The 23,788-nt window shown below is 67.2% G+C and carries 23 protein-coding genes; 11 read left to right on the forward strand and 12 right to left on the reverse strand.

The window, feature by feature from the left end:
- Nucleotides 1-3 precede the first annotated feature (3 nt).
- From sdhA to sdhC, 3 genes are read right to left on the reverse strand one after another with little or no spacing between them, the layout of a single operon-like run.
- Nucleotides 4-1,806, reverse strand: a complete 1,803-nt coding sequence (gene sdhA / locus NED98_RS19415; protein ID WP_265314110.1) for a succinate dehydrogenase flavoprotein subunit — start codon at nucleotides 1,804-1,806, stop codon at nucleotides 4-6.
- A complete protein-coding gene (gene sdhD / locus NED98_RS19420; protein ID WP_265314111.1) occupies nucleotides 1,806-2,189 on the reverse strand; it encodes a succinate dehydrogenase, hydrophobic membrane anchor protein in 384 nt (127 codons plus the stop codon). The genes sdhA and sdhD overlap by 1 nt, the downstream gene beginning before the upstream one ends.
- Nucleotides 2,189-2,617, reverse strand: a complete 429-nt coding sequence (gene sdhC, locus NED98_RS19425; protein WP_265314112.1) for a succinate dehydrogenase, cytochrome b556 subunit — start codon at nucleotides 2,615-2,617, stop codon at nucleotides 2,189-2,191. The genes sdhD and sdhC overlap by 1 nt, the downstream gene beginning before the upstream one ends.
- Nucleotides 2,618-2,780: 163 nt before the next feature.
- Here sdhC and NED98_RS19430 point away from each other — a divergent pair, with 163 nt between their 5' ends.
- Complete coding sequence (locus tag NED98_RS19430) at nucleotides 2,781-4,130, forward strand: methyl-accepting chemotaxis protein (protein ID WP_265269539.1); 1,350 nt, start codon at nucleotides 2,781-2,783, stop codon at nucleotides 4,128-4,130.
- A gap of 44 nt (nucleotides 4,131-4,174) precedes the next feature.
- Nucleotides 4,175-5,134, forward strand: a complete 960-nt coding sequence (locus tag NED98_RS19435; RefSeq protein WP_265314114.1) for a 50S ribosomal protein L11 methyltransferase — start codon at nucleotides 4,175-4,177, stop codon at nucleotides 5,132-5,134.
- Between the two features lie 102 nt (nucleotides 5,135-5,236).
- On the opposite strand, the gene phhA is transcribed toward NED98_RS19435, so the two are convergent.
- From phhA to NED98_RS19450, 3 genes are all read right to left on the reverse strand, one after another.
- Entirely contained in the window at nucleotides 5,237-6,100 is an 864-nt protein-coding gene (phhA, locus tag NED98_RS19440) for a phenylalanine 4-monooxygenase (protein WP_179512324.1), read from the reverse strand.
- A 65-nt stretch (nucleotides 6,101-6,165) separates the two neighbouring features.
- Nucleotides 6,166-6,594 carry an OsmC family protein gene (locus NED98_RS19445; protein WP_179512323.1) on the reverse strand — a complete coding sequence of 143 codons (429 nt, stop codon included), beginning with the start codon at nucleotides 6,592-6,594 and terminating at the stop codon, nucleotides 6,166-6,168.
- Nucleotides 6,595-6,689: 95 nt separating this feature from the next.
- Complete coding sequence (locus NED98_RS19450) at nucleotides 6,690-6,962, reverse strand: glycine zipper 2TM domain-containing protein (protein ID WP_432423351.1); 273 nt, start codon at nucleotides 6,960-6,962, stop codon at nucleotides 6,690-6,692.
- A 1,524-nt stretch (nucleotides 6,963-8,486) separates the two neighbouring features.
- On the opposite strand from NED98_RS19450, the gene NED98_RS19455 reads away from it, so the two are divergent.
- Entirely contained in the window at nucleotides 8,487-9,113 is a 627-nt protein-coding gene (locus NED98_RS19455) for a trimeric intracellular cation channel family protein (RefSeq protein ID WP_179512310.1), read from the forward strand.
- Between the two features lie 7 nt (nucleotides 9,114-9,120).
- On the opposite strand, the gene NED98_RS19460 is transcribed toward NED98_RS19455, so the two are convergent.
- From NED98_RS19460 to NED98_RS19475, 4 genes are all read right to left on the reverse strand, one after another.
- Entirely contained in the window at nucleotides 9,121-9,684 is a 564-nt protein-coding gene (locus NED98_RS19460; RefSeq protein WP_179512309.1) for a GNAT family N-acetyltransferase, read from the reverse strand.
- Between the two features lie 61 nt (nucleotides 9,685-9,745).
- The gene (gene rimI, locus NED98_RS19465) at nucleotides 9,746-10,219 is read right to left on the reverse strand and encodes a ribosomal protein S18-alanine N-acetyltransferase (RefSeq protein ID WP_179512308.1); all 474 of its coding nucleotides are present in this window, start codon (nucleotides 10,217-10,219) and stop codon (nucleotides 9,746-9,748) included.
- Nucleotides 10,216-10,845, reverse strand: a complete 630-nt coding sequence (gene tsaB, locus NED98_RS19470; protein ID WP_265314148.1) for a tRNA (adenosine(37)-N6)-threonylcarbamoyltransferase complex dimerization subunit type 1 TsaB — start codon at nucleotides 10,843-10,845, stop codon at nucleotides 10,216-10,218. The genes rimI and tsaB overlap by 4 nt, the downstream gene beginning before the upstream one ends.
- Complete coding sequence (locus NED98_RS19475) at nucleotides 10,832-11,428, reverse strand: malonic semialdehyde reductase (RefSeq protein ID WP_179512307.1); 597 nt, start codon at nucleotides 11,426-11,428, stop codon at nucleotides 10,832-10,834. The genes tsaB and NED98_RS19475 overlap by 14 nt, the downstream gene beginning before the upstream one ends.
- 85 nt (nucleotides 11,429-11,513) lie before the next feature.
- On the opposite strand from NED98_RS19475, the gene fdhD reads away from it, so the two are divergent.
- Nucleotides 11,514-12,308 carry a formate dehydrogenase accessory sulfurtransferase FdhD gene (fdhD, locus tag NED98_RS19480; RefSeq protein ID WP_265314115.1) on the forward strand — a complete coding sequence of 265 codons (795 nt, stop codon included), beginning with the start codon at nucleotides 11,514-11,516 and terminating at the stop codon, nucleotides 12,306-12,308.
- Nucleotides 12,305-12,817: a molybdenum cofactor guanylyltransferase gene (mobA, locus tag NED98_RS19485; protein WP_265314116.1), complete on the forward strand. Its 513-nt coding sequence runs from the start codon at nucleotides 12,305-12,307 to the stop codon at nucleotides 12,815-12,817. Before fdhD ends, mobA begins: the two co-directional genes overlap by 4 nt.
- A gap of 121 nt (nucleotides 12,818-12,938) precedes the next feature.
- On the opposite strand, the gene NED98_RS19490 is transcribed toward mobA, so the two are convergent.
- Nucleotides 12,939-14,687 carry a DUF885 domain-containing protein gene (locus tag NED98_RS19490; RefSeq protein ID WP_265314117.1) on the reverse strand — a complete coding sequence of 583 codons (1,749 nt, stop codon included), beginning with the start codon at nucleotides 14,685-14,687 and terminating at the stop codon, nucleotides 12,939-12,941.
- A 45-nt stretch (nucleotides 14,688-14,732) separates the two neighbouring features.
- Nucleotides 14,733-15,641: a DMT family transporter gene (locus NED98_RS19495; protein WP_265314119.1), complete on the reverse strand. Its 909-nt coding sequence runs from the start codon at nucleotides 15,639-15,641 to the stop codon at nucleotides 14,733-14,735.
- Between the two features lie 233 nt (nucleotides 15,642-15,874).
- Here NED98_RS19495 and proS point away from each other — a divergent pair, with 233 nt between their 5' ends.
- The 6 genes from proS to tkt all read left to right on the forward strand — a co-directional run bounded on the left by proS (nucleotide 15,875) and on the right by tkt (nucleotide 23,729).
- The gene (proS, locus tag NED98_RS19500) at nucleotides 15,875-17,407 is read left to right on the forward strand and encodes a proline--tRNA ligase (RefSeq protein WP_265314120.1); all 1,533 of its coding nucleotides are present in this window, start codon (nucleotides 15,875-15,877) and stop codon (nucleotides 17,405-17,407) included.
- The gene (locus NED98_RS19505) at nucleotides 17,407-17,832 is read left to right on the forward strand and encodes a hotdog fold thioesterase (RefSeq protein ID WP_179512301.1); all 426 of its coding nucleotides are present in this window, start codon (nucleotides 17,407-17,409) and stop codon (nucleotides 17,830-17,832) included. Before proS ends, NED98_RS19505 begins: the two co-directional genes overlap by 1 nt.
- 12 nt (nucleotides 17,833-17,844) lie before the next feature.
- Complete coding sequence (locus NED98_RS19510; protein WP_179512300.1) at nucleotides 17,845-19,368, forward strand: fumarate hydratase; 1,524 nt, start codon at nucleotides 17,845-17,847, stop codon at nucleotides 19,366-19,368.
- A gap of 199 nt (nucleotides 19,369-19,567) precedes the next feature.
- The gene (locus NED98_RS19515) at nucleotides 19,568-20,458 is read left to right on the forward strand and encodes a crotonase/enoyl-CoA hydratase family protein (RefSeq protein WP_265314122.1); all 891 of its coding nucleotides are present in this window, start codon (nucleotides 19,568-19,570) and stop codon (nucleotides 20,456-20,458) included.
- A 145-nt stretch (nucleotides 20,459-20,603) separates the two neighbouring features.
- Nucleotides 20,604-21,281 carry a ribose-5-phosphate isomerase RpiA gene (gene rpiA / locus NED98_RS19520; protein ID WP_179512298.1) on the forward strand — a complete coding sequence of 226 codons (678 nt, stop codon included), beginning with the start codon at nucleotides 20,604-20,606 and terminating at the stop codon, nucleotides 21,279-21,281.
- A 378-nt stretch (nucleotides 21,282-21,659) separates the two neighbouring features.
- Nucleotides 21,660-23,729 (forward strand): transketolase, encoded by a 2,070-nt coding sequence (tkt, locus tag NED98_RS19525; RefSeq protein WP_265314123.1) that lies wholly within the window; start codon nucleotides 21,660-21,662, stop codon nucleotides 23,727-23,729.
- Nucleotides 23,730-23,788: the final 59 nt, after the last annotated feature.

Below are 23,788 nucleotides of genomic sequence, written 5' to 3' on the forward strand. Positions count from 1 at the left end.
ATATCAGTAAACGCGCTTCTTCGGCTTGATGTAATCGACGTCGTCGGTGAGCGTGTAATCGTGCACCGGGCGGTAATCGATCGTGGTCGCGCCGCCCTTGCCGCCCCAGCCGTCGAAGGTGGCGATGGTGTGCTTCATCCAATTGGCGTCGTCGCGCTCGGGGAAATCCTCGTGCATATGCGCGCCGCGGCTTTCCTTGCGGTTGTCCGCGCCCTTCATCGTCACGACCGCCTGGCCGATCAGATTGTCGAGCTCGAGCGTCTCGACCAGATCGGTGTTCCAGATCAGCGAGCGATCGGTGATGCCGATATCGGCCATCCCCTTGTTGATCGCGTCGATCTTCTGGACGCCCTCCGCCAGCAGCGCCGAATCCCGGAACACCGCGCAATGCCGCTGCATCGTGCGCTGCATCTCGCTGCGGATCTGCGCGGTCGGCGACCCGCCCTTGGCGTTGCGGAAGTGATCGAGCCGCGCCAGCGACTGCTCTTCCGAGCCCTTGGGCAGCGGATTGTGCGGGGTGTTGGGCTTGAGCGTGTCCTTGAGCCGCAGCCCGGTGGCGCGGCCGAACACCACAAGATCGATCAGCGAGTTGGAGCCGAGCCGGTTGGCGCCGTGGACCGAGACGCACGCCGCCTCGCCGACCGCGAACAGCCCGGGGACGACCGCGTCGGGATCGCCGTCGCGCAGCTGGACGACCTCGCCGTGATAATTGGTCGGGATGCCGCCCATATTATAGTGGACGGTCGGGGTGACCGGCAGCGGCTGGCGGGTGAGATCGACGCCGGCGAAGATCTTGCCCGTCTCGGTGATCCCGGGCAGCCGCTCGTGCAGCACCTTGGGATCGATATGGTCGAGGTGCAGGTAGATATATTCCCCGTCCGGCCCGACGCCGCGGCCCTCGCGCATTTCCATCGCCATCGAGCGCGCCACCACGTCGCGGCTGGCGAGATCCTTGGCGCTGGGCGCATAGCGCTCCATGAAGCGCTCGCCCTGGCTGTTGGTGAGATAGCCGCCTTCGCCGCGCGCGCCCTCGGTGATCAGCACCCCCGCGCCATAGATGCCGGTCGGGTGGAACTGGACGAATTCCATATCCTGCAGCGCGAGCCCGGCGCGCAGCGCCATGCCGTTGCCGTCACCGGTGCAGGTGTGCGCCGAGGTCGCCGACTGATAGACGCGCCCGCCGCCGCCGGTGGCCAGCACCACGGCATGCGCGCGGAAACGGTGGATCGCGCCGGTTTCCATGCACAAGGCGACCACGCCGCGGCACGCGCCGTTTTCCATGATCAGATCGAGCGCAAAATATTCGACGTAAAAGTCCGCGTCATACTTCAGGCTCTGCTGATAGAGCGCGTGGAGCATCGCGTGGCCGGTACGGTCGGCGGCGGCGCAGGTACGCTGCACCGGGGGGCCTTCGCCCATATTCTGCATATGGCCGCCGAACGGGCGCTGGTAGATCGTGCCATTGTCGTTGCGGCTGAACGGCACGCCGGCGTGCTCCAGCTCATAGACCGCGGCGGGCGCCTCGCGCACCATATATTCGATCGCGTCCTGGTCGCCGAGCCAGTCGGAGCCCTTGACGGTATCGAACATGTGCCACGACCAATGGTCGGGCGAATTGTTGCCGAGGCTGGCGGCGATCCCGCCCTGCGCCGCGACGGTGTGGCTACGCGTCGGGAACACCTTGGTGATGCACGCCGTCTTGAGCCCGCTCTCGGCGATGCCCATCGTCGCGCGGAGGCCCGAGCCGCCGGCGCCGACGACGACCGCGTCATAGCTGTGATCGATGATCTGATAAGCGGCAGGCATCAGGCGGCAGCTCCGAAAGCGATCTTGAGGATCGAGAAGATCGCGGTCCCCGCGGTGACCGCGACGAACAGGTTGAGAAGGACGATCAGCACGACGCGATTCTCGGCATGGGCATAATCCTCGATCACCACCTGCAGCCCGAGGCGGAAGTGATAGAAGACCGAGGCGACCAGCAGGATCATCGGCACCGCGACCCACGCCGAGGCGAGCCACGCGTGGATGCTGCCGAAATCATGGCTCGGCATGCGCGCGATCGAGATCATCAGCCACGCCATCAGCAGCAGGTTGCTGCCCGCGGTCAGCTTCTGGTGCCACCAGTGCAGCCGGCCGTGATGCGCGCTGCCAAGCCCGCGGACGCGGCCGAGTTCGGTTCCCGTACCCATTAGATGACCCCCGTGAGAACGAGCCAGAAGGCGATCGTCAGCAGCGTCGAGGCGACGAAGGTGAGGATCGCGAGCAGCCGGTTGGTCTTGAGCTCGAACGCCGCGCCGGTATCGAGCACGAGGTGGCGGATGCCGCTCATCATATGCTGGAACAGCGAGAAGGTGAGGCCGACGCCGACCACCCAGCCGATCGCGTTGAGCCGGCCGTCCGTATAAGTGAAGACGTCGACGAACACGGCATAGGCCTGTTTGCCGGCGGCGAGCGCGGCGAGCCACCAGACGAACAGGGCGGCGCCGACGGTCGCCATGCCGTCGCCGGTGACGCGGTGGAGAATCGAGGCCAGCATGGCCGGGCTCCAGCGATAATGAATCTGGAGCGGGCCGCTGAAGAGATGCGGGCTGCGCGGACGCGCGGGTTTCGAGGCCAAGGGCAAGTTCCTGCGATGAGCCGACGGTTCGGCGCGGTCTATGAGACGCGAAGCGCGGCGATGCAAGCGTGCGCAGGTCGATTGCTACGCGTTCGCTCTATCTAACCCTCGTTTAACCAATGGTTGTTAACGCATCGGCCGACGCGAAGGATGGAGCGCCCACTTGCATACCGATTTGCCTGCCCCCGGATCGATCGCCGCCACGATCGATATCGCCAGCCGCCTCAGGGTGTTCGACGTCGACGGCACGCTGATCGCCGCCAGCGCCGAGGTGTGGGAGGTGATCGAGCCCGAGATTCGCGAGGTTTCGGCGGCTTATTGGGATCAGTGGCAGCGCTGCTTCGCCAATGAGACCGCGTGGCGGACGCTCGACAACCGCATCGAGGTCGGCGTCACCTTCCTGCGCAACCGTTTTCTCGATACCAGCGGGTGGGAGTGGATCGAGGCGATCGAACGCTCGGTGGCGAGTGCCTTCGCAGGCGATGTTTCCAAGACCGCCTTGCTGTCGATGATCAGCGCCAGCGATCGCGCGGCGCTCGATGTGCTGATGCGCCGGCTGTCGCGTGACGATCCGCGACTCGCGCGGATGATCGATACGCTGATGCGGCTCTCGGCGATGGAGTGCGAGGTGACCGTCGCCATCTATTCCGCCTATCTCGAACATGCCGCGAAGGTCGCGCGCGACCGACTGGCGAGTGAATTCCACGACGGCATCGCCGCGACGGTGGAAAATGCCACCTCCGAATGGGGATCGCTGCGCCAGCTCGCCTCGGGCGCCTCCTCCTCGACTCGCGGCGTACTCGGCAAGGCGAGCGAAGTCGCCGCCGCCGCCGAGCAATCCGCGGTCGCGATGCGCGAGGCGGCGCTGACCGCCGCCGGGCTGATCCACGCGATCGAGCAGGCGCGCGGCGAGGTCGAGGTCGCCGCCGATGTCGCCAACCGCGCCAGCGCGCAGGCCGGCGAGGCGGTGGGGGTGTCGCAATTGCTGTCCGATCACGCCCAGTCGATCGAATCGATCCTCGGGCTGATTCGCGACATTGCCGGGCAGACCAATTTGCTCGCGCTCAATGCGACGATCGAGGCGGCGCGCGCGGGGGATGCCGGGCGCGGCTTCGCGGTGGTCGCGCAGGAAGTGAAGAGCCTCGCGCGGCAGACCGCGCGCGCCACCGACGATATCGCCGCCAAGATCGCCGCGATCCAGTCCGCGACGCGCAGCACGGTGGAAACCAATGCCAGCATCCGCGCGACAGTGGCCGAGGTCGAGGATTCGGCGACGCGCATCCGCCACGCGATGGAAGCGCAGGCGCAGACCGTCACCGCGATCACCGCCGCGGTCGACGAAACCGCGCTGGCGGCGGATTCGATGTCAGGCACGATCGCCGCGATCCGCGAGGATACCGAGGCGGTGGCGGTGGAGATCGATGCGTTCGGCACCGGCTTCGCCTCGCTTTCCGCGCGGCTGGCGCTGCTCAAGACCAGCGCGGGCGATTTCGCGCGCAAGGTGGCGGTGTGATCGCGGGCATGGCCTGACGCACGCGTCGCCGCTATGGCGCGGCGATGACGAGCACGCCAACCGAGCCGATTCCGGTCCCCGACAGCTGGAAGGTCACCTTGCCCTGCACCCGCGCCGAGGCCGAGGCGATCGACGCCGCGGGCGATCTGGCGATCGATGCGGTGCTGATGACCACCGAAGAGGTGGAAGACGATGTCGAGCGCTGGCGGCTCGACGCCTATCTCGAAAAAGAGCCCGATCAAGCGATGCTCGCCGCGTTGCGCGCCTTGGTGCCGAGCGCCGCGGGGGTCGCGCCGGTGATCGAGGCGCTCAGCGCCGAAGACTGGGTGGCGATGAGCCAGGCCGGGCTCGAGCCGATTCGCGAGGGGCGGTTCGTCGTCCACACCTCGGCGCATCCCGCGACGGTGGGCGAGGGCGAGCGCGCCTTCCTGATCGACGCCGGGCAGGCGTTCGGCACCGGGCATCATCACACCACCGCGGGCTGCCTGGCGATGATCGACGGGCTGGCGGGGCAGCGGTTCGCCAATGTCATCGATCTCGGCACCGGAACGGGGCTGCTCGCCTTTGCCGCGCGGCATCTGTGGCCCGAAGCGCGGGTGATGGCGACCGATATCGATCCGATCGCGATCGAGGTGACCGCGGAGAATATGGCGGCCAATCACGTCGCGGCGATCGAGCTGGTGGTGGCGGACGGCGCGCAGTCGCCCGGGATCGCTGCGCAGGCGCCCTATGATCTGGTGATCGCCAATATCCTCGCCGGGCCGCTCGTCGCGATGGCGCCCGAGGTGGCGGCGATCGCCGCGCCGCATGCGACGATTGTGCTCGCGGGGCTGCTCACCAATCAGGCCGAGACGGTGATCGAGGCGTATCGCGCGCAGGGCTGCACGGTCGCCGCGCGCGATGTGCGGGGGGATTGGACGATCCTGCGCCTCACCGCGCCGGAGACGCCGCGTCCGGCGGCGAGCAACGGCGATCGCGAGGGGTGGGCGACCGACGGGCGGTAACTATCCACCCGTTCGCCCTGAGCGTGTCGAAGGGCTGTCTTTCTTCCTTGGAAGGAAAGGGCAGGGCTTCGACAAGCTCAGCCCGAACGGGTCGGGCTCGCCTCAGCCCGCCTTGGCGAGCGCATATTGCTGCGTGCCGCGCGTGAACACGATATCCTCCGGCAGCAATGTCGCGATCGGAATGTCGTCCTGCTGCTTGAGTTCGGCGTAGAGCGGCGCGAAATCGGTCTCGACCGTCACGCGCAGCAATTCGTCGAAGCTCGGGATGACGAAATAATTCTGCTGGAAATCGTCGATCCGATAGTCGGTGCGCATCACCCGCGCGAGATCGAAGCCGATGCGGTTGGGCGAGGCATCGTCGAGCGCGAAGCGGCTCTCGGCATAGCTCGAGACGATCCCCGCGCCATAGATGCGCATCCCCTCGGGCTCGGCGATCAGCCCGAACTCGACCGTATACCAGTAGAGCCGCCCGAGATATTTGAGCGCGTCGAGCCCCAGCGCGCGCTGCCCGCCCTTGCCGTAAGCCACCAGATAATCGGCGAATACCGGGTCCGCGAGCATCGGCACATGTCCGAACACGTCATGGAACACATCGGGTTCCTGGAGGTAATCGAGCTGATCGGGCCGGCGGATGAAATTGCCCGCGACGAAGCGGCGGTTGGCCATATGGTCGAAGAATACATCGTCGGGCACCAGCCCGGGCACCGCGACCACCTGCCACCCGGTCAGCTTCATCAGCCGATCGGACAGTTCCTCGAAATCGGGGATGCCGGGGCGCGACAGCTTGAGCACGTCGAGCCCGCGCAGATAGGCGTCGGAGGCGCGGCCGGGGAGCATCTTCGCCTGCCGGGCGAACAGCCGGTCCCAGGTCGCATGTTCCTCGGGCGTATAATGCGCCCAATTCTGCGGCACGGTCCAATCGGCAGCGGCGCCCGGCGGCGGGGTCAGAAGGTTCGCATCGGCCATGGCGGGACTATAGCAAGACGGCGGAGATAGTAACAGATGTAATCATCTCCGCCGTATCAGGCGGGCTATTCCGCGAGGCTGTGGGTCAGCGTGATCTCGGCCTTGATCAGCTTCGATACCGGGCAGCCGGCCTTGGCCTCGTTGGCGATCCGCGCGAAATCCTCGCCCGAAATCCCCGGCACATGGGCGCGCAGATCGAGCGCGGAACGGGTGATCGAAAAGCCGTCGCCGTCGCGATCGAGCGTCACCTTCGCCTCGGTTTCCAGCGTGCCCTTGTTATAGCCGGCGCGGGCCAGCGCGAAGCTCAGCGCCATCGTGAAGCAACTGGCGTGCGCGGCGGCGATCAGCTCCTCGGGGTTGGTGCCGGGGGCGTCCTCGAAGCGCGTGGCGAAGCCATAGGGGCTGTCCGCCAGCACCCCTGACTGGGTGGAGACGAACCCCTTGCCGTCCTTGCCAAAGCCTTCGTAACGCGCCGATCCGCTGTGGGTGGGCATCGATCTTTTCCTTTCGAATAGGAGGTGATGACCATCGCACAACGGGCGCGGCCCCGAAAGGAGCCGCGCCCGATGAAATTAGGATTCGGACGTGATCAGCGGCATCGGCGCTTGCCGGAACGCTCGATCTCGCGCCCGGCCAGCGCGCCGACCGCGGCGCCGCCCAGCGTGCCGAGCGTCCGGTCGCCACGGGTGTCGATCGTGCGGCCGAGCAGCGCGCCCGCCGCACCGCCGACGATCAGCCCGGTCGTCCCGTCGGGGCGGCGGCAGTGCATGCGCCCGTCGCGCCCGCGCCATTCGCGATAGTCGTAATGCTTCTTCTTCGCCTCGGCCTGCGGCGTCGTGATGATCAGCGTCGGCACGATCATCGCCGCGGCGCCCAGCGCCAGCATCAGGGTGCGCATGATTCAAACTCCCGGTGGTTCAATGTCATATAATGATAACGTCAGGATCATAAGCGATGGCCGATGAACCCGCGGCAACCGGCTGTTCATGATCCGCGGCTTTCCACGATATCCACGCTATCCACAGGCATCGGGGCGCACTTAATTGTTGGTGCGACTCGCAATTGGTGACAGCATCAAGGGGTAGCCGGAAAGGGCGGATCGGAAGAAATTCCGAAAAGTTTCAGAAGGTTACCCGATAGGTGGCGATGCTGGTGGCTCACGCAAACCGCAACGCGATCGATCGGTCGGGGTAGCCGGCGACAAAGTTATCCACAGCCTCGGCGTGCGAGCGGCGAGGGGGTGGGGCGCAGGTCCGGCGGCAGCCCGAAGGCATCCGGCGCATTCCCCTGACGGGATGTGCCGGATGCCGGCCGCCGAAGCCGCGGCGGCGCAAGATCGGTCACTACCGATCCCGCCGAAGCGAAAGGATGCGGCCGGAAGCCCGGCGATCGCTTCGGCGGACGGCAGGGTTCGGTCATTGCGAGCAGCATTCGAGCCGTTGCGGCAGGATGCGGGGAGTAGGGACCGGAAAGCGGCGCGGCCGACACCGTTAACGGTGCGGGGCGCGACGCGGGAGCGCGAAGGGATCGGATGCGGGCCATCCTGGCCGGCTTCTTTTTCCCACAGCTTCCATCATGCGGCGCACGTTGCCTTCCCAGGCGCGTGCGGCGCGAGCCGCCGAAACCGGCGCAGCGCGTTCCTGCCGGGATGCGCGCAGCGTGCGGCGCGGCGACAGGGGGATCGGCAGCAATGCCGGTCCCCCGAATGCGTTTTGACGAGCGGGCTGGCGCGGTTGGCGGCGGTGGCAGGGATGGGTGGTTTGGAGACAGGCCACTTTTCTAGGCGCGGTAACAAGGAGTGGCAGCAGGATTAGATCGCCTCGCAACCCGTCGTGGTAAGCCGGAAGTTCCATTTCTGTGGTAATCCAGGCGTAACATATCCGATTGGACACTCGACTTCTCGACCACCGGAATAGATTACCTGAATGCGGCCATGCGCATCTCGTCCGATCCAGCGCGTCGTCGAAAGGCGCTTGCCGTCACGTTCTAACGATTGGTCACTGCCGTCGATTTTCAAAACCGCCGACTTGGCTAAATCGTCAGGATCAATGACCGTAAACGTGTCGGGTTTCCCCGCGCAAGATCCCAACACGGCTAAGCATGTGAGCAAGATTCTCCGCACCAATTCATGCCTCTGCTGTTGTTATTAGCCGCGCAAGGCAAGGGTGCAAATCCTGTTTCCGGGCGCTGCCCAGGCGGATCGAGTATGTTTCCTCACCGAGTAATCATAGCCCGAGGATGGCGGCTTTCAAGCGAGCAAAGGGACGATCTGAACGACCACCATTGGGGCGGAAGGAGCCAAACGACACCACCACCACCACCTGCGCGCTATCCTACAGACCCAACAACAGTTCGCTTTCTCCACAAACCGCTCTACCTGTGGCGCATGCCGCCCGCCGCGCTCCTCCCCACCTTTGCGCCTTGGTTCGATCTCGCCGGGCTCGCGGTGTTCGCCGCCTCCGGTGCGCTGGCGGCGGCGCGGCGCGGGCAGACGATGGTGACGCTCGCCTTCTTCGCGCTGATCACCGGGGTCGGCGGCGGCACGATGCGCGATCTCCTGATCGGCGCGCCGGTGTTCTGGGTGCAGGACAGCCGCGCCGCCGGGGTATGTCTGTCGGTCGCCTTCGTCATCTGGGTGACGCCTGAGCGCTGGTGGCGCGGGGAGGCGCTCGACTGGTTCGACGCGGTCGGGCTGGCGGCCTATGCGGTCTACGGCACGGCGAAGGCACTGCGCTTCGGCGTGCCCCCACTGCCCGCCGCGCTGATGGGCGTTGTGTCGGCATGCGTCGGCGGGGTGATCCGCGATGTGCTGGCGGGCGAGCCGTCGATCATCATCCGGCCGGAAATCTATGTCACCGCCGCCGCGCTCGCGTCGGCGCTTTATGTGGCGCTGACCTTGCTCGGGGTGCCGACGGTCGAAGCGGCGACGCTGGCCGCGCTGGCGGGTTTCGCGTTGCGTGCGGCGGCGATCCGCTGGCGGCTCGCGCTCCCCGCCTATCGCCGCCGGCGCTGAGCCTCTCTCAGTCCCGCACCACCCCGATATCGGCGAAGCGCTTGGGCTCGACCGGGGGGACGACGCTGTCGTTCAACTCGCACTGCCAGAAGCCGACGTCGATCCACCGGCCCTGTTTATAGCCGATCTCGCGATAGACCCCGGCGCGGCGGAAGCCGACCGCTTCGTGCAGCGAGATCGATCCGTCGTTGGGCAGCGAGATGACGCCGATCGCCTGGGTGAAACCCTGCGCGCGCAGCGTATCGATCAGCGCTTCGTAGAGCAGCCGCCCGACGCCGTTGCCGCGCACCGCGCCGGCGACATAGATCGAGCTTTCGACGACATAGCGATAGGCCGGGCGATCGCGGAAGCGCCCGGCATAGGCATAGGCCACCACCGGCGCATCCCCGCCTTCGCCGGAGGTCGCGACGAGCCACGGATAGAGCCCGTCGGAGGCGCTCATCCGCGCCCGCATCGCGCGCGCGTCGGGCGCGTCGGTCTCGAACGAGACGGTGCCGGAAAGGACATAGGGCGCGTAGATGGCGGCGATGGCGGCGGCGTCTTCGGGGCGGGCGGGCCGGATGGCGATCAACGGTTGTTTCCCTTGCTGCTTCCGCCCCGAGCTATCGGGCCGGGCGGCAGGGGGCAACCTCTTACAGCGTGACCGCGTAGCTGTGCGCGTCGAAGCTCTGCCCGGTGCGCCCGCGATAATAAGCGCGCCGCTCGCCGACCTTGGCGAAGCCGTGCGCGGTATAAAGCGCGACCGCTTCGTTGCCCGCGCGTACCTCGAGATGGAGTTGGGTCACGTTGCGCGCGCGCGCGTCGGCGATCACACCGCGCAGCAGCGCCGCGCCGATCCCCCGCCGGCGAAACGCGGGGCGGACCGCGATCAACAGCAGTTCGGCTTCGTCGAGGATCGCGCGCGAGAGCGCGAAGGCGGCGACCTCGCCGTCGACCCGCGCCAGCGTCAGCCACACCCCTGGCATCCCCATGATCCCGAGGCACTGGCTGCGGGTCCACGCCTCGCCGAAGCGCGGATCGAACGCCTCGGTCATCACCGTCTCGACCGCGGCGATATCGGCGGCGCTGCCGGCGACGAGATCAATCATGCGCAGCGAGGTGCTCATGCCGGCAGCTTGGCGTCGGGCGCGCGGCCGTAGAGCGGGCGCGCGGGGAGGGTGGCGAGCGCATCGGGCAGCAGGATCGCGGCCTTCGCATCGGGGAGCGCGTCGTGGAGCGCCAGCGTCGCGTCGAGCGCGGCGAGCCAGCGCACTCCGCTGCCTACCGCGGCGCGCGCGCCGAGCGCGGCGAGCGCCTCGGCAGGGGGCAGCGAGACGAGCGGGCCATCGGGGGCGAGGGGGGCGATGAACGGCTGCATGAACAGCTCACCGTGCCCCCCTTCCAGTACCACCGCAAGCGGCGCGGCGATGCCCCCCGCGATTGCGGCGGCGGCGATGAGCGAGGTTGAGCTATAGCCGTCGACCCGCGCGCCCCAGCCGAGCGCCAGCCCGCGCGCAGCGGCGATGCCGACGCGGATGCCGGTGAAGCTCCCTGGCCCGACGTCGACCAGGATATGCGGCGCGCGGCCGCCTTCGACCAGTTCGGCGATCATCGGCACCAACCGCTCGGCGTGCCCGCGTCCGACCACCGCGTGGCGCGAATCGATCACGCGGCCGCCCTCGATCAGCGCGACCGAGCAGGCAGCGGTCGCGGTGTCGATGACGAGCGTGCGGGGGCGATCAGGCGAGACGATTGAACTTCTCGAACGCCGGGCGGGGCGAGCGCGCGAAGATCGTCGCCGGATCGCCGTGGCCGAGCGTCGAGATGAAATTGGCGCGCACGGTCGGCTGGTCGGCGAAGAACGCCGCCTCGACCTGCTTGGCGTCGAACCCCGACATCGGCCCGGTATCGAGCCCGAGCGCACGCGCGGCAAGGATGAAATAGCCGCCCTGCAGCGACGAATTGCGGAATGCGCTTTCGTTGCGCAGCGCCTCATTGCCGACGAACCACGAGCGCGCATCGGCATGCGGGAACAATTCGGGGAGATGCTCGTGGAAATCGGTGTCCATGCCGATCACGACACTGACCGGGGCGGCAAGGATCTTGGGGCGGTTGCCCTCCGACGCGGCGGCGGCGAGCTTGGCCTTGGCCTCGTCGCTGACGCACCACACCAGCCGCGCGGGCATCTGGTTGGCCGAGGTCGGCCCCATCTTCATCAGATCCCAGATCGCACGGAGCTCGGCTTCGCTGACCGGCTGGTCGGTGTAGCCATTATAGGTGCGGGCGGTGCGGAACAGCTGGTCGAGCGCAGCGTCGTCGAGGGGCTTGGTCGTCATGCCGCGGGGCTATAGCGTCGCGTCGATGCGCGCGTCGATAGGCTGTTACGGCGACGCAAGGTTTCCGTTCGTGATAAAGAGGCACATGCACGATCACACGCCCCCGGCGATCGATATCCCGTTCCGCCGCATCCACGCCGATGGCGAACCGCCGGACGCGATCGCGCGCGCGGTCGCGGTCGAGCGGCCGGTGGCGATCGAGTTCAACGGCATCGGCTATGCGGTGATGATGGCCACCCCGGCCGATCTCGACGATTTCGTCACCGGCTTCGCCTTTGCCGAGCGGCTGGTGACGCGCGCCGACCAGGTGATCGAGATCGATCGCCACACGCGTGACGACGGCGATCTGCTGCGCGTGACGCTGGCCGCCGACTGCGCCGAGCGGGTGGTGGAGCGGGCGCGGCATCGCGTGTCGGAATCCTCGTGCGGCCTGTGCGGGATCGAGAATCTGGCGCAGGCGATCCGTCCGTTGCCGCCGGTGACGGCGACGCCGCGCGCGACGGACGGGGCGGTCTTCGCCGCGCTGGCGACATTGCGGGCACATCAGCCGCTCAACCGCGCGACCGGGGCGGTTCACGCCGCCGCGCGGGTCGCCGCCGACGGCAGGTTGGTGGCGGTGCGCGAGGATGTCGGGCGGCACAATGCGTTCGACAAATTGATCGGCGCGATGCTGCGTGCCGGGGCGGACTGGGACGGCGGGTTCGCGCTGCTCAGTTCGCGCTGCTCCTATGAACTGGTCGAGAAGGCGGCGCTGGCGCAATGCCCGCAGCTCGTGACGATCTCCGCGCCGACTAGCCTCGCGATCGCGCGGGCGCGGGATTGCGGGCTCAAGCTCACCGTGCTCGCGCGGCCGGATGCGATGCTCGAGGTGGAGGCGTGAAACTGCTCGGCGTGGTGCTCGCCGGGGGCGAATCGCGCCGATTCGGCAGCGACAAGGCGCGCGCGTTGCTCGGCGGCGTCGCGCTGGCGGATCACGCGCGGGCGACGCTGGCGCCGTTCGTCGCCGAGGTCGCGTTGTCGGGGGCGGAGGGGATCGCCGATTGCCCGGCGCCGGGGCTGGGGCCGCTCGGCGGGATATGCGGGGCGCTGCGCTATGCCGAGGCGCGGGGGTTCGAGGCGGTGCTGACGATCGGGTGCGATACGCCGTTCGTCCCGGCGGAGGTGCTGGCGAGGCTGGCTGCAGCGCCGGGCGCGGCGTTCGTCGCGGATACGCCGATCATCGGGCGCTGGCCGGCGGGGCTTGGCGATGCGCTGGCGGCGCGATTGCGGGCGGACCCGGACCGCTCGATGCGCGCGTGGTGTGCGGCGATCGGGGCGGTGCGGGTCGACGCGCCGGAGATCGCCAATATCAACCGGCCCGAGGATCTGGCGGCCTTGGCGCGCGCCTGACTATCACCGTCATCCCCGCGCAGGCGGGGATCCATTCTGGCTGGCCTATCGGCTTAGAACGCAATCTCAGCGCGAATGGATTCCCGCCTTCGCAGGAATGACGAAGAATAAAGTACGGCGGTCAACCTTCAGGATAGGGCGAAGGGCCGCCTTCGGCGATGAAGCGATCGATTCGCGCTTCGAGCACCGGCAGCGGGACCGAGCCGAGCGACAGCACGGTATCGTGGAAATGCCGGATGTCGAATTTCGGCCCGAGCGCCTTTTCGGCCTTGGCGCGCACCTTCTGGATCGTCAGCTCGCCGAGATAATAGCTCAACGCCTGCCCCGGCCAGCCGATATAGCGATCGACCTCGGAGACGATCTCGCGCTCGGGCAGCGCCGTATTGTCGCGCAGGAATTGCTGCGCCTGTTCGCGCGTCCAGCCCTTGGTGTGGATCCCGGTATCGACCACCAGCCGCGCCGCGCGCCACATCTGGTAGGAGAGCATCCCGAACCGCTCATAAGGCGTGCGATAGAAGCCCATCTCGTCGCCCAGCCGCTCGCAATAGAGCGCCCAGCCTTCGCCGAACGCCGAGATATAGCTGTTGCGGCGAAACGGCTTGAGTGCCTTGTTCTCCGCCGCGAGCGGCATCTGGAACGCATGGCCCGGCGCGCTTTCGTGGAGCGTCAGCGCGGGAAGCTGCGGCAGCGAGCGCGATTGCGGGTCATAGGTGTTGACCAGATAGACCCCCGGCCCGCCGCGCCCCGAGGTGTAATAAGGCGCGATCTGTGGCGGCACCTCGATGATCGCGAAGCGCTGGCGCGGCAGCCGGCCGAACCATTTCGCGGCCATGCCGTCGAAGCGCTTGGCATGCCACGCCGCTTCCTTGAGCAACTGATCCCCGGTGGTCGGGTGGAATTGCGGATCGGTGCGGATGAAAGTGAGGAAGGCAGGGAGATCGCCCTTGAATCCGGCGTCGGCCTTGGCCTTTTCCATCTCGGCGCGAATCTTGGCGACCTCCGCGAGCCCGAGCTGGTGGATCGCATCGGGGGTCAGGTCGGTCGTCGTGTAAACGCGGATGCGGCTTTGGTAATAAGCCGCGCCGTTGGGATATTTGTCCGCGCCGAGTTGCTTGGTCAGCCCCGGAAAATAGCTTTGCTGGAGAAACGCCAGCAGTCGCTGGTGTGCCGGGATCACCTGATCGGCGATCACCTTGCGCGCGGCGGCGCGCAATGCCTCCTGCGTCGCCGCGGGCATCGTGGCGGGCAATTTGGTGAAGGGCTCGTAATAAGAGACTTTGGTCGGATCGGTCGCGCCGGCGATTTCCGCCACGCCTTTCTCGCGCCCCTGCATCACCACCGCGGGCGGGGTGAAGCCGCGCGCAAGCCCGGCCTTCATATTGTCGGTCTCCTGCGCGAAGAAGCCCGGGATATCGCCGAGCCATGACAGATAGTTGCGGTAATCACGCTCGCCATTGGCGAAATTGCCCCGCGCGACGCCCTGGAGATCGGACCAGAAAGCGCTATCGCCGTTGACCGGCTTTTCGAACTCGCGGAACGTCTCGTCGTCGACCTGGCTGGCGATCTGCGCGCGATAGACCTGCCAGTCGGTCAGCGTATCGGGCGAGAGCGTCTTGGGATCGACCGCATCGAGCTTCGTCAGCACGTCGCGCCAATACGCGAGCCGGCGGGCGTGCGCCGCGGCCGAATCATCCGCGATATGCGCCTCGACCGTGCCGGGGGCGTGATCGGCAATCCCCTCCCTCTCGCGCCACGCCCATTCGTCCTGCCAGATCCGGTCGAAGCGCGTGTCGGCGGTCGGGGGGGTGGGCGAGGGCGCTGGGGCCGCGGCGATCAGCAGCATAGCTGCCGGAGCAAGGATGGAACGCATGTCGGCGATCGTGGCCGAAGCGCGGCGTTGCTTCAACCCGGGGCTTCAGCCCGGCGTCATCGCAAGCCGGGTTTCCTCGACGCGGCGGCGATGTTCGCGCCATACGATGTAGAGGCCGGAGGCGATGATCAGCGGCGCGCCGATCCAGGTCGCCGGAGTGGGCAGGCGATCGAACAGCAACCCGCCGAGCAGGGTCGCCCATAGCAAGGCAGTGTAATCCATCGGCACCACCACGCTGACTTGCCCCAGATGGAGCGAGCGCGTCATCGCGATCTGCGCCGCGCCGCCGAGCAGCCCGATCGCGAGCAGCGTCCCCCAGCCGCGCGCATCATGCGCCTGAGCGAAGAACGGATAGATCGCGCCGAGCGGCACCAGCGACAGCGCCGAAAACCAGAAGACCGTCGTCAGCCCGCTTTCGGTCTTGCCGATCGTGCGCAACAGGATCGAGACGATCGCGCTGAGCAAGGCCGCGCCGAGGCCGGTCGCGACGCCGAGCGGCGGGATATGCCCGCTCCCCGGCTGGGTGACGATCATCACCCCGACGAACCCTGCGAACACCGCCGCCCAGCGCCGCCAGCCGGTCGGTTCGTGGAGGATGAACGCGCCGAGGATCGTTGCGAAGATCGGCATCGAAAACCCCAATGTCGTCGCCTCGGCGAGCTGGAGCAGCATCACCGTGGCGAAATTGAGCGTCATCGAGGCGAGGCCGAGCGTGCAGCGCAAAATATGCGCGCCGAGCCGTTGCGTGGCGAGCGAGCCGAACCCGGGCCCGACGCCGACGATCGCCAGCACCAACAGTGTCGCGATGAACTGGCGCCAGAACATGATCTCGGCGAGCGTCGCGCCTTCCGCCTCGGCGAGCTTGATCAGCGCGCTCATGCCCGCGAACAACGCCGCGGAGGTCAGCCGCAGCCCGATCGCGCGCGCGACATGCTGGTGATCCCCGCTCCCCATGCGATCGCCAGTGCCGCACCCGTAGTGAGAACACAACGGACGAGGTTCTAGAAATTCATGCCGTCATGCCGGGCTTGACCCGGCATCCAGAGCCACAAACACCTTCCCGAGACTCTGGATGCCGGGTCGAGCCGGGCATGACGGTTGGGAACCGTCGGTCTGAATCTGTCTGCGGCCGGGGCGAACAAGTCCGCAGGTGACGAACGCAGCAACGCACGGTAAGCGCGCGCGTTATGATCAAGCACGCCCTTTCCGTCACGCGCGACGGCGATTTCGCGCAATGGTATCAGACCGTCGTCGCCGAGGCCGACATGGCCGAGGAATCGGGCGTGCGCGGCTGCATGGTGATCCGCCCGTGGGGCTATGGCATCTGGGAACGCATCCAGCGGCTGCTCGATGATCGGATCAAGGCGACCGGCCACGAAAATTGCTATTTCCCCTTGTTCATCCCGCTTTCCTATTTCGAAAAGGAAGCCGAGCATGTCGACGGCTTCGCCAAGGAGATGGCGGTCGTCACGCATCACCGGCTGGTGGCGGACGGCAAGGGCGGGCTCGTCCCCGATCCCGAGGCCAAGCTGGAGGAGCCGCTCGTCGTCCGCCCGACGAGCGAGACGGTGATCGGCACCGCCTTCGCGCGCTGGGTGCAATCGTGGCGCGACCTGCCGGTGCTGATCAACCAATGGGCCAATGTCGTCCGCTGGGAAATGCGCACCCGCATGTTCCTGCGCACCGCCGAATTCCTGTGGCAGGAAGGGCATACCGCCCACGCCAGCGCCGATGAGGCGCGCGAGGAGACGCAGCGTATGCTGGAGGTCTATCGCAGCTTCGCCGAGGACGATCTCGCCTTGCCGGTGATAGCGGGCGAGAAGCCGGAGAACGAGCGTTTCCCCGGTGCGGTCGCGACCTATTCGATCGAGGCGATGATGCAGGACGGCAAGGCGCTGCAGGCCGGCACCTCGCACTTCCTCGGCACCAATTTCGCGCATGCGCAGGGCATTCGCTTCCAGAATGCCGAGGGCGAGCTCGAATTCGCCAATACGACGAGCTGGGGCGTGTCGACCCGCATGATCGGCGGCATCATCATGGTCCACGGCGACGACGACGGCTTGCGCGTGCCGCCGAAGATCGCGCCGTGGCAGATCGTAATCGTCCCGATGCTGCGCGATCAGCCGGAGGATGAGGCGATCGTCGATTATTGCCGCGGGCTGCAGGGCGAGCTGGCGAAGCTTTCCGCTTTGGGCGAGCCGGTACGCGCGCTGCTCGATCTCAAACAGGCCAAGGCGGCCAACAAGCGCTGGGGCTGGGTGAAGAAGGGCGCGCCGATCGTAATCGAGGTCGGCGGGCGCGATGTCGCCGGCGGCAACGTCTCGATGCTGCGCCGCGACCGGCTGTATCGCGAGGACGGCAAGCTCGACAGCCGCGTCATCGCGCGCGACGATTTCGTCGGCGCGGCGGCGGCGCTGCTGGAGGAGATCCAGTCCGGGCTCCACGCCGAAGCGCGCGCGCGGCTCGAGGCCAATATCACCCGCGTCGACGATTGGGCCGGGGTGGAGGCGATGTTCGTCGAGAGCGCGGCCAAGCCGGGCTGGGCCGATGTCGCCTGGTCGCGGCCGACCGGCGCGGCGCTCGATCAGGTGGTCGAGCGGTTGAAGGCGCTCAAGCTCACGATCCGCAACGCCCCGGTGGATCAGGGCGCGACCGACGGCGCGTGCATCTTCACCGGGACGCCGGCGGTCGAGCGCGTGCTGATCGGGAGGGCTTATTGATGGCGGCGATCTGGACCCAGCCGGTCGATCTCGCGCAGCTCACCGCGCTCGGCACCAACGCGCTGCCGGGGCTGATCGGGATCGAATTCACCGATTATGGCGATGACTGGATGCGCGCGCGGATGCCGGTCGACGCGCGCACCCACCAGCCGTTCGGACGGCTCCACGGCGGCGCTTCGGTGGCGCTGGCGGAGACAGTCGCCTCGGTCGCCGGCTTCATGGCGGTGCCCGAGGGCAAGGTGACGGTGGGGCTGGAGATCAACGCCAACCATATGCGCCCGGCGATGTCGGGGCATGTCCACGCCACCGCCAAAGCCGAGATGCTCGGTCGCACGACGCAGGTGTGGACGATCCGCATCGAGGACGATGCCGGCAAGCTCGTCTGCCTTTCCCGCATGACCGCGGCGGTGATCGACCGCCAGTAAAGGACCCGATTCATGACCACGACGATCCGCGCCGCCGACCTGATCGACAGCGTCGCCGATGCGCTGCAGTTCATCAGTTACTATCACCCGATGGATTATATCCGCGCCTTGGGCGTGGCGTATGAGGCGGAGCAATCCCCGGCGGCGAAGGACGCGATCGCGCAGATCCTGACCAATTCGCGGATGTGCGCGGAGGGGCATCGCCCGATCTGTCAGGACACCGGAATCGTCAACGTCTTCGTCAAATGGGGCATGGACTGCCGGCTCGACGACACGACGCGCAGCATGCAGGACGTGGTCGACGAGGGCGTGCGCCGCGCCTATCTCCACCCGGAGAACAAGCTGCGCGCCTCGGTGCTCGCCGACCCCGCCTTCACCCGCCGCAACACCCGCGACAACACGCCCTGCGTGCTCCATGTCGAGCTGGTGCCGGGCGACAAGGTCCATGTCGATGTCGCGGCCAAGGGCGGCGGGAGCGAGAACAAGTCCAAGTTCAAGATGATGAACCCCAGCGACTCGATCGTCGACTGGGTGCTGGAGATGCTGCCGCAGATGGGCGCCGGCTGGTGCCCGCCGGGGATGCTCGGGATCGGCATCGGCGGCACCGCGGAACATTGCGTGCTGCTCGCCAAGAAGTCGCTGATGGAACAGATCGACATGGCGACGCTGAAAGAGCGCGGCCCGAAGAACGATATCGAGGCGTTGCGCATCGAGATTTTCGACAAGGTCAATGCGCTCGGCATCGGCGCGCAGGGGCTCGGCGGGCTGGCGACGATCCTCGACGTCAAGATCATGGACGCGCCGTGCCACGCCGCGGGCAAGCCGGTGGCGATGATCCCCAATTGCGCCGCCACCCGCCACGCGCATTTCACGCTCGACGGCAGCGGCCCGGCCTATCTCGAGGCGCCCAAGCTCGAGGAGTGGCCCGATGTGAACTGGACGCCCGACAAGGCGGCGAAGCGCGTCGATCTCGACACGCTGACCCCCGAGGTGGTGCAGAGCTGGAAGCAGGGCGACCGGCTGCTCTTGAACGGCAAGATGCTCACCGGGCGCGATGCGGCGCATAAGCGGATCAAGGACATGCTCGACAAAGGCGAGCCGCTGCCGGTCGAGTTCAAGGGCCGGGTGATCTATTATGTCGGCCCGGTCGATCCGGTCGGCGAGGAAGTGGTCGGCCCCGCCGGCCCGACCACCGCGACGCGGATGGACAAATTCACCCGCATGATGCTCGAACAGGGGCTGCTCGCGATGGTCGGCAAGGCCGAGCGCGGCCCGGCGGCGACCGAGGCGATCCGCGATCACAAATCCGCCTATCTGATGGCGGTGGGCGGCGCGGCCTATCTCGTTGCGCGTGCGATCAAGGGGAGCAAGGTCGTCGGGTTCGAAGATCTCGGGATGGAAGCGATCTACGAATTCGAGGTGCAGGACTTCCCCGTCACCGTCGCGGTCGATGCGGAGGGTAATAACGTCCACCAGCTCGCCCCGCTGGTGTGGAAGGACAAGATCGCCAAGGAGCATCTGCTCGTCGGGGCGTAACGTTTTTTTCCTTCTTCTCCCCCCCTTGAACAAGGGATGGGTCGGGGGCGGGTTGGCCTCGCGGATACCGGTCACCCAGCCCCATACCCACCCATCCCCAGCCCCTCCCTTCACGAGGGAAGGGGGAAGGGAACCACTTGCACGCTCTGCCATAAATAATGTTATGCTCCCCGCGGCCACGATCGCGAGGAGAGGCAGGTTGGACTACGAACAGATCCGCTATGCGGTGAGCGACGGGATCGCGACGATCACGCTCGACCGTCCCGACAAGCTCAACGCCTTCACCGCGCGAATGATGCACGAACTGATCGACGCGTTCGACCGGATCGATGCCGACGACGATGTCCGCGCGGTGATCGTCACCGGCGCGGGGCGTGCCTTTTGCGCCGGGGCCGATCTGTCGGGGGGCGCCAAGACCTTCGACTATGAAAACCGCGGCGACGAATCCCCGGTCGGGCCGAACGGCGAGCTGCGTTATTCGAACGAAAGCGCGCGTGACGGCGGCGGCCGGCTGACCTTGCGGATCTTCGAATGTTTGAAGCCGGTGATCGCGGCGATCAACGGCCCGGCGGTCGGGGTTGGCTCGACGATGACCTTGCCGATGGACATCCGCCTCGCCAGCGACAGCGCGCGGATGGGGTTCGTCTTCGCGCGGCGCGGAATCGTGCCGGAGGCGGCGTCGAGCTATTTCCTGCCGCGCGTCGTCGGGATCAGCCAGGCGCTCGAATGGTGCTATTCGGGGCGGGTGTTCGACGCGGCCGAGGCGCTGAAGGGCGGGCTGGTCAAGGAAGTCCTTCCCGGCGATCGGCTGATCGCCCGCGCGACCGAATTGGCGCGCGAGATCGCCGATAATACAGCCCCGGTCTCCGTGGCGCTCACGCGGCAGATGCTGTGGCGCGGGCTGGGTTATTCGCACCCGATGGACGCGCACAAGGTCGACAGCCGCGCGATCCTGTCGCGTGGGCGCTCGGGCGACGCCAAGGAGGGGGTGACGTCGTTCCTCGAGAAGCGCGCGCCGGTCTATCCCGATCGGGTGTCGCGCGACATGCCCGATTTCGTCCCGTGGTGGGAGGAGCAGCGGTACAGCTGAGCATGCTGCGTCGAAGCGCGATTCCCTCTCCCCGTTCGGGCTGAGCTTGTCGAAGCCCTGCACTTTTCTTCCAAGCAAGAAGGACAACCTTCGACAAGCTCAGGGCGAACGGATCATATTGCCTGCTCGATGCTTAAGGGTGGCAATGGCGAAGGATGACGACAAGCGACTCGCCGCCGAGGCGGCGGTGGCGGAGGTGGCCGACGGGATGCTCGTCGGGCTCGGCACCGGCAGCACCGCGGCGTTCGCAATCGCCGCGCTGGGGCGCCGCATCGCGGAGGGGCTGAGGGTGGAGGCGGTCGCGACCAGCGAAGCGACCGCTGCCGCCGCGCGCGCCGTCGGCGTCGTCGTCCGCGATTTCAGCACGATCGCCACGCTCGACCTGACGATCGACGGCGCCGACGAGATCGATTCGCGGCTGTTCGCGATCAAGGGCGCGGGCGGGGCGATGCTGCGCGAGAAAGCGGTCGCTGCCGCCTCGCGCCGGATGGTTGTCATCGCCGATGGATCGAAGCGAGTCGCGGCGATCGGCGCGGCGAAAGTCCCGGTCGAGGTGCTGCCCTTCGCGAGCGCCTCGGTGGTCGCGGCGCTCGAACGGCTCGGCGCGGCGGTGGCGGTGCGCGCGGGTTATGTCACCGACAATGGCAATATCATCGCCGATTGCCACTTTCCCGCGATGCCCGATCCGCGCGCGCTGGCCGCGCGGATCGCCGCGATTCCGGGCGCATTGGGCCACGGCCTGTTTCTCGATGAGGTCGATGCGGCATATATTGCCGCCGACGGTAATGTTACGAGGCTGGAACGCGACGGATCGAGTGGCTAGGGTCCAAACTCACATAGGACAGCGTCGTGACGGAGCGGATTTTGGCGCCGGGCCAGGAGCAAGGAGAGAGCGATGCTTCTGCATCGTGATCGACGCGCGACGCCGCATGGCGCCAAAAGACGCCCGCCGCGGAGCGGTCGCCCGGAGAAGTCCGCTGGACGGCGTCGCTTGCTTGTGCGTAGCGACTGCTAAGCGTCTGCGCTGCGCTCCATGGGGCACCCCACAAAGTCCTACTTTGTGGGAACCCCTTTGCCCGCGGACTTCTCCGGGCGATCACGGCGTTGTCCTATGTGAGTTTGGACCCTAAGGGGGCGGGGAATCGGCAACCGCGCGCCCGACCGGTGCGTTCGCCCCTATGACCCCGAACGAGGCTCTTTGATGACCGACACCGCTACCGCCCCCGCCGGCGTTCACGAAGACGGCAGCCCCGAACGGCTGGCGATCGACACGATCCGCACGCTTTCGATGGACGCGGTGCAGCGCGCCAATTCGGGCCACCCGGGCACGCCGATGGCGCTCGCGCCGGTCGGCTGGACCTTGTGGACCAAATTCCTCCGCTACGATCCCGACACCCCCGACTGGCCGAATCGCGACCGGTTCGTGCTGTCGGTCGGTCACGCCTCGATGCTGCTCTATTCGCTGCTCCACCTCGCCGGGGTGAAGGAACTCGACCGCACCGGCAAGCCGACCGGGCGTCCGGCGGTGAGCCTTGAAGATATCGAGGCGTTCCGCCAGCTTGGCTCGAAGACCCCGGGCCATCCCGAATATCGCCACACCACCGGGGTCGAGACGACCACTGGCCCGCTCGGGCAGGGTTGCGGCAATTCGGTCGGCATGGCGATCGCCGAGCGCTGGCTCGCCGCGCGCTACAACAAGCCGGGCTTCACCCTGTTCGATCACGACGTCTATTCGCTGTGCGGCGACGGCGACATGATGGAAGGCGTCGCGTCCGAGGCGGCGAGCCTTGCCGGGCATCTCAAGCTTTCCAACCTGTGCTGGATCTACGATTCGAACCATATCTCGATCGAGGGCGGCACCGATCTCGCGTTCGACGAGGATGTCGGCAAGCGCTTCCTCGGCTATGGCTGGAACGTCATCCATGTCGACGACGCCAATGACGTCGCCGCGCTGACCGCCGCCTTCGACGCGTTCCGCAAGACCGACGACCGGCCGACGCTGATCATCGTCCATTCGGTGATCGGCTGGGGCAGCCCGCGCGCCGGCAGCGAAAAGGCGCATGGCGAGCCGCTCGGCGTCGAGAATATCGCCAAGACCAAGGAAGCCTATGGCTGGCCGGCCAAGGATTTCTACGTGCCGGAGGGCGTGCAGGCGGCGTTCGAGCAGGCGGTCGCCGGGCGTGGCCGCCCGTTGCGTGAGGAATGGCAGGCGACGCTCGCCAAATATGAGGAAGTCGAGCCGGCGCTGGCCGCGGAGCTCGATCTGATCCTCGCCGGCAAGCTGCCCGAGGACTGGGATGCCGATATCCCGGTGTTCGAGGCCGACGAAAAGGGCCTCGCGAGCCGCGATGCGGGGGGCAAGGTGCTCAACGCGATCGCCAAGCGTGTGCCGTGGCTGATCGGCGGGTCGGCCGACCTCGCGCCCTCGACCAAGACCGACATCAAGGGCGCGGCATCGTTCGAGGCGAACAATTACGGCGGCGCGAACTTCCACTTCGGCGTGCGCGAACATGCGATGGGCGCGGTCGTCAACGGCATGACGCTGTCGGGGCTGCGCGCTTATGGCAGCACCTTCTTCGTGTTCCTCGATTATATGCGCCCGCCGGTGCGCCTCTCGGCGCTGATGGAGTTGGGCTGCACCTGGGTCTACACGCACGATTCGATCGGCGTGGGCGAAGACGGGCCGACCCACCAGCCGATCGAGCATCTCGCGATGATGCGTGCGACCCCGGGAATCGACACGATCCGCCCGGCCGATGCGAACGAGGTGGCCGAGGCGTGGCGCGCGATCGTCAGCGACGGCCAGCATCCGACCGCGCTGATCCTGTCGCGTCAGGCGCTGCCGACGCTCGATCGCAGCAAGTACGCCAGCGCCGCAGGCGTGGCGAAGGGCGCCTATGTCCTCGCCGACAGCCCCGATCCGCAGGTGATCCTGATCGCGACCGGCTCCGAAGTGTCGCTGGCGCTCGGCGCTTACGAGCAGCTCAAGAGCGAGGGGATCGCGGCGCGCGTCGTGTCGATGCCGTCGTGGTTCCGCTTCGAGCGGCAGGATGCGGCGTATCGCGAAAGCGTGCTCCCGGCCAAGATCACCGCGCGCGTCGCGGTCGAGATGGCGGGCGGGTTCGGCTGGGATCGCTATGTCGGCGCCAAGGGCCGCACCGTCACCATGTCGGGCTATGGCGCCTCGGCACCGGCGGGCAAGCTGATGGAAGCGTTCGGCTTCACCGTCGGCAACGTCGCGCAGGTCGCCAAGGAAGCGCTGCAGGGCTGATTCGGGGTTGCAGCGGCGGGCCGGCCGCCAAATATCGGAATTCTACCGTTCGAATATGG

This window comes from Sphingomonas lycopersici (assembly GCF_026130605.1).
Classification (GTDB): Bacteria; Pseudomonadota; Alphaproteobacteria; order Sphingomonadales; family Sphingomonadaceae; genus Sphingomonas; species Sphingomonas lycopersici.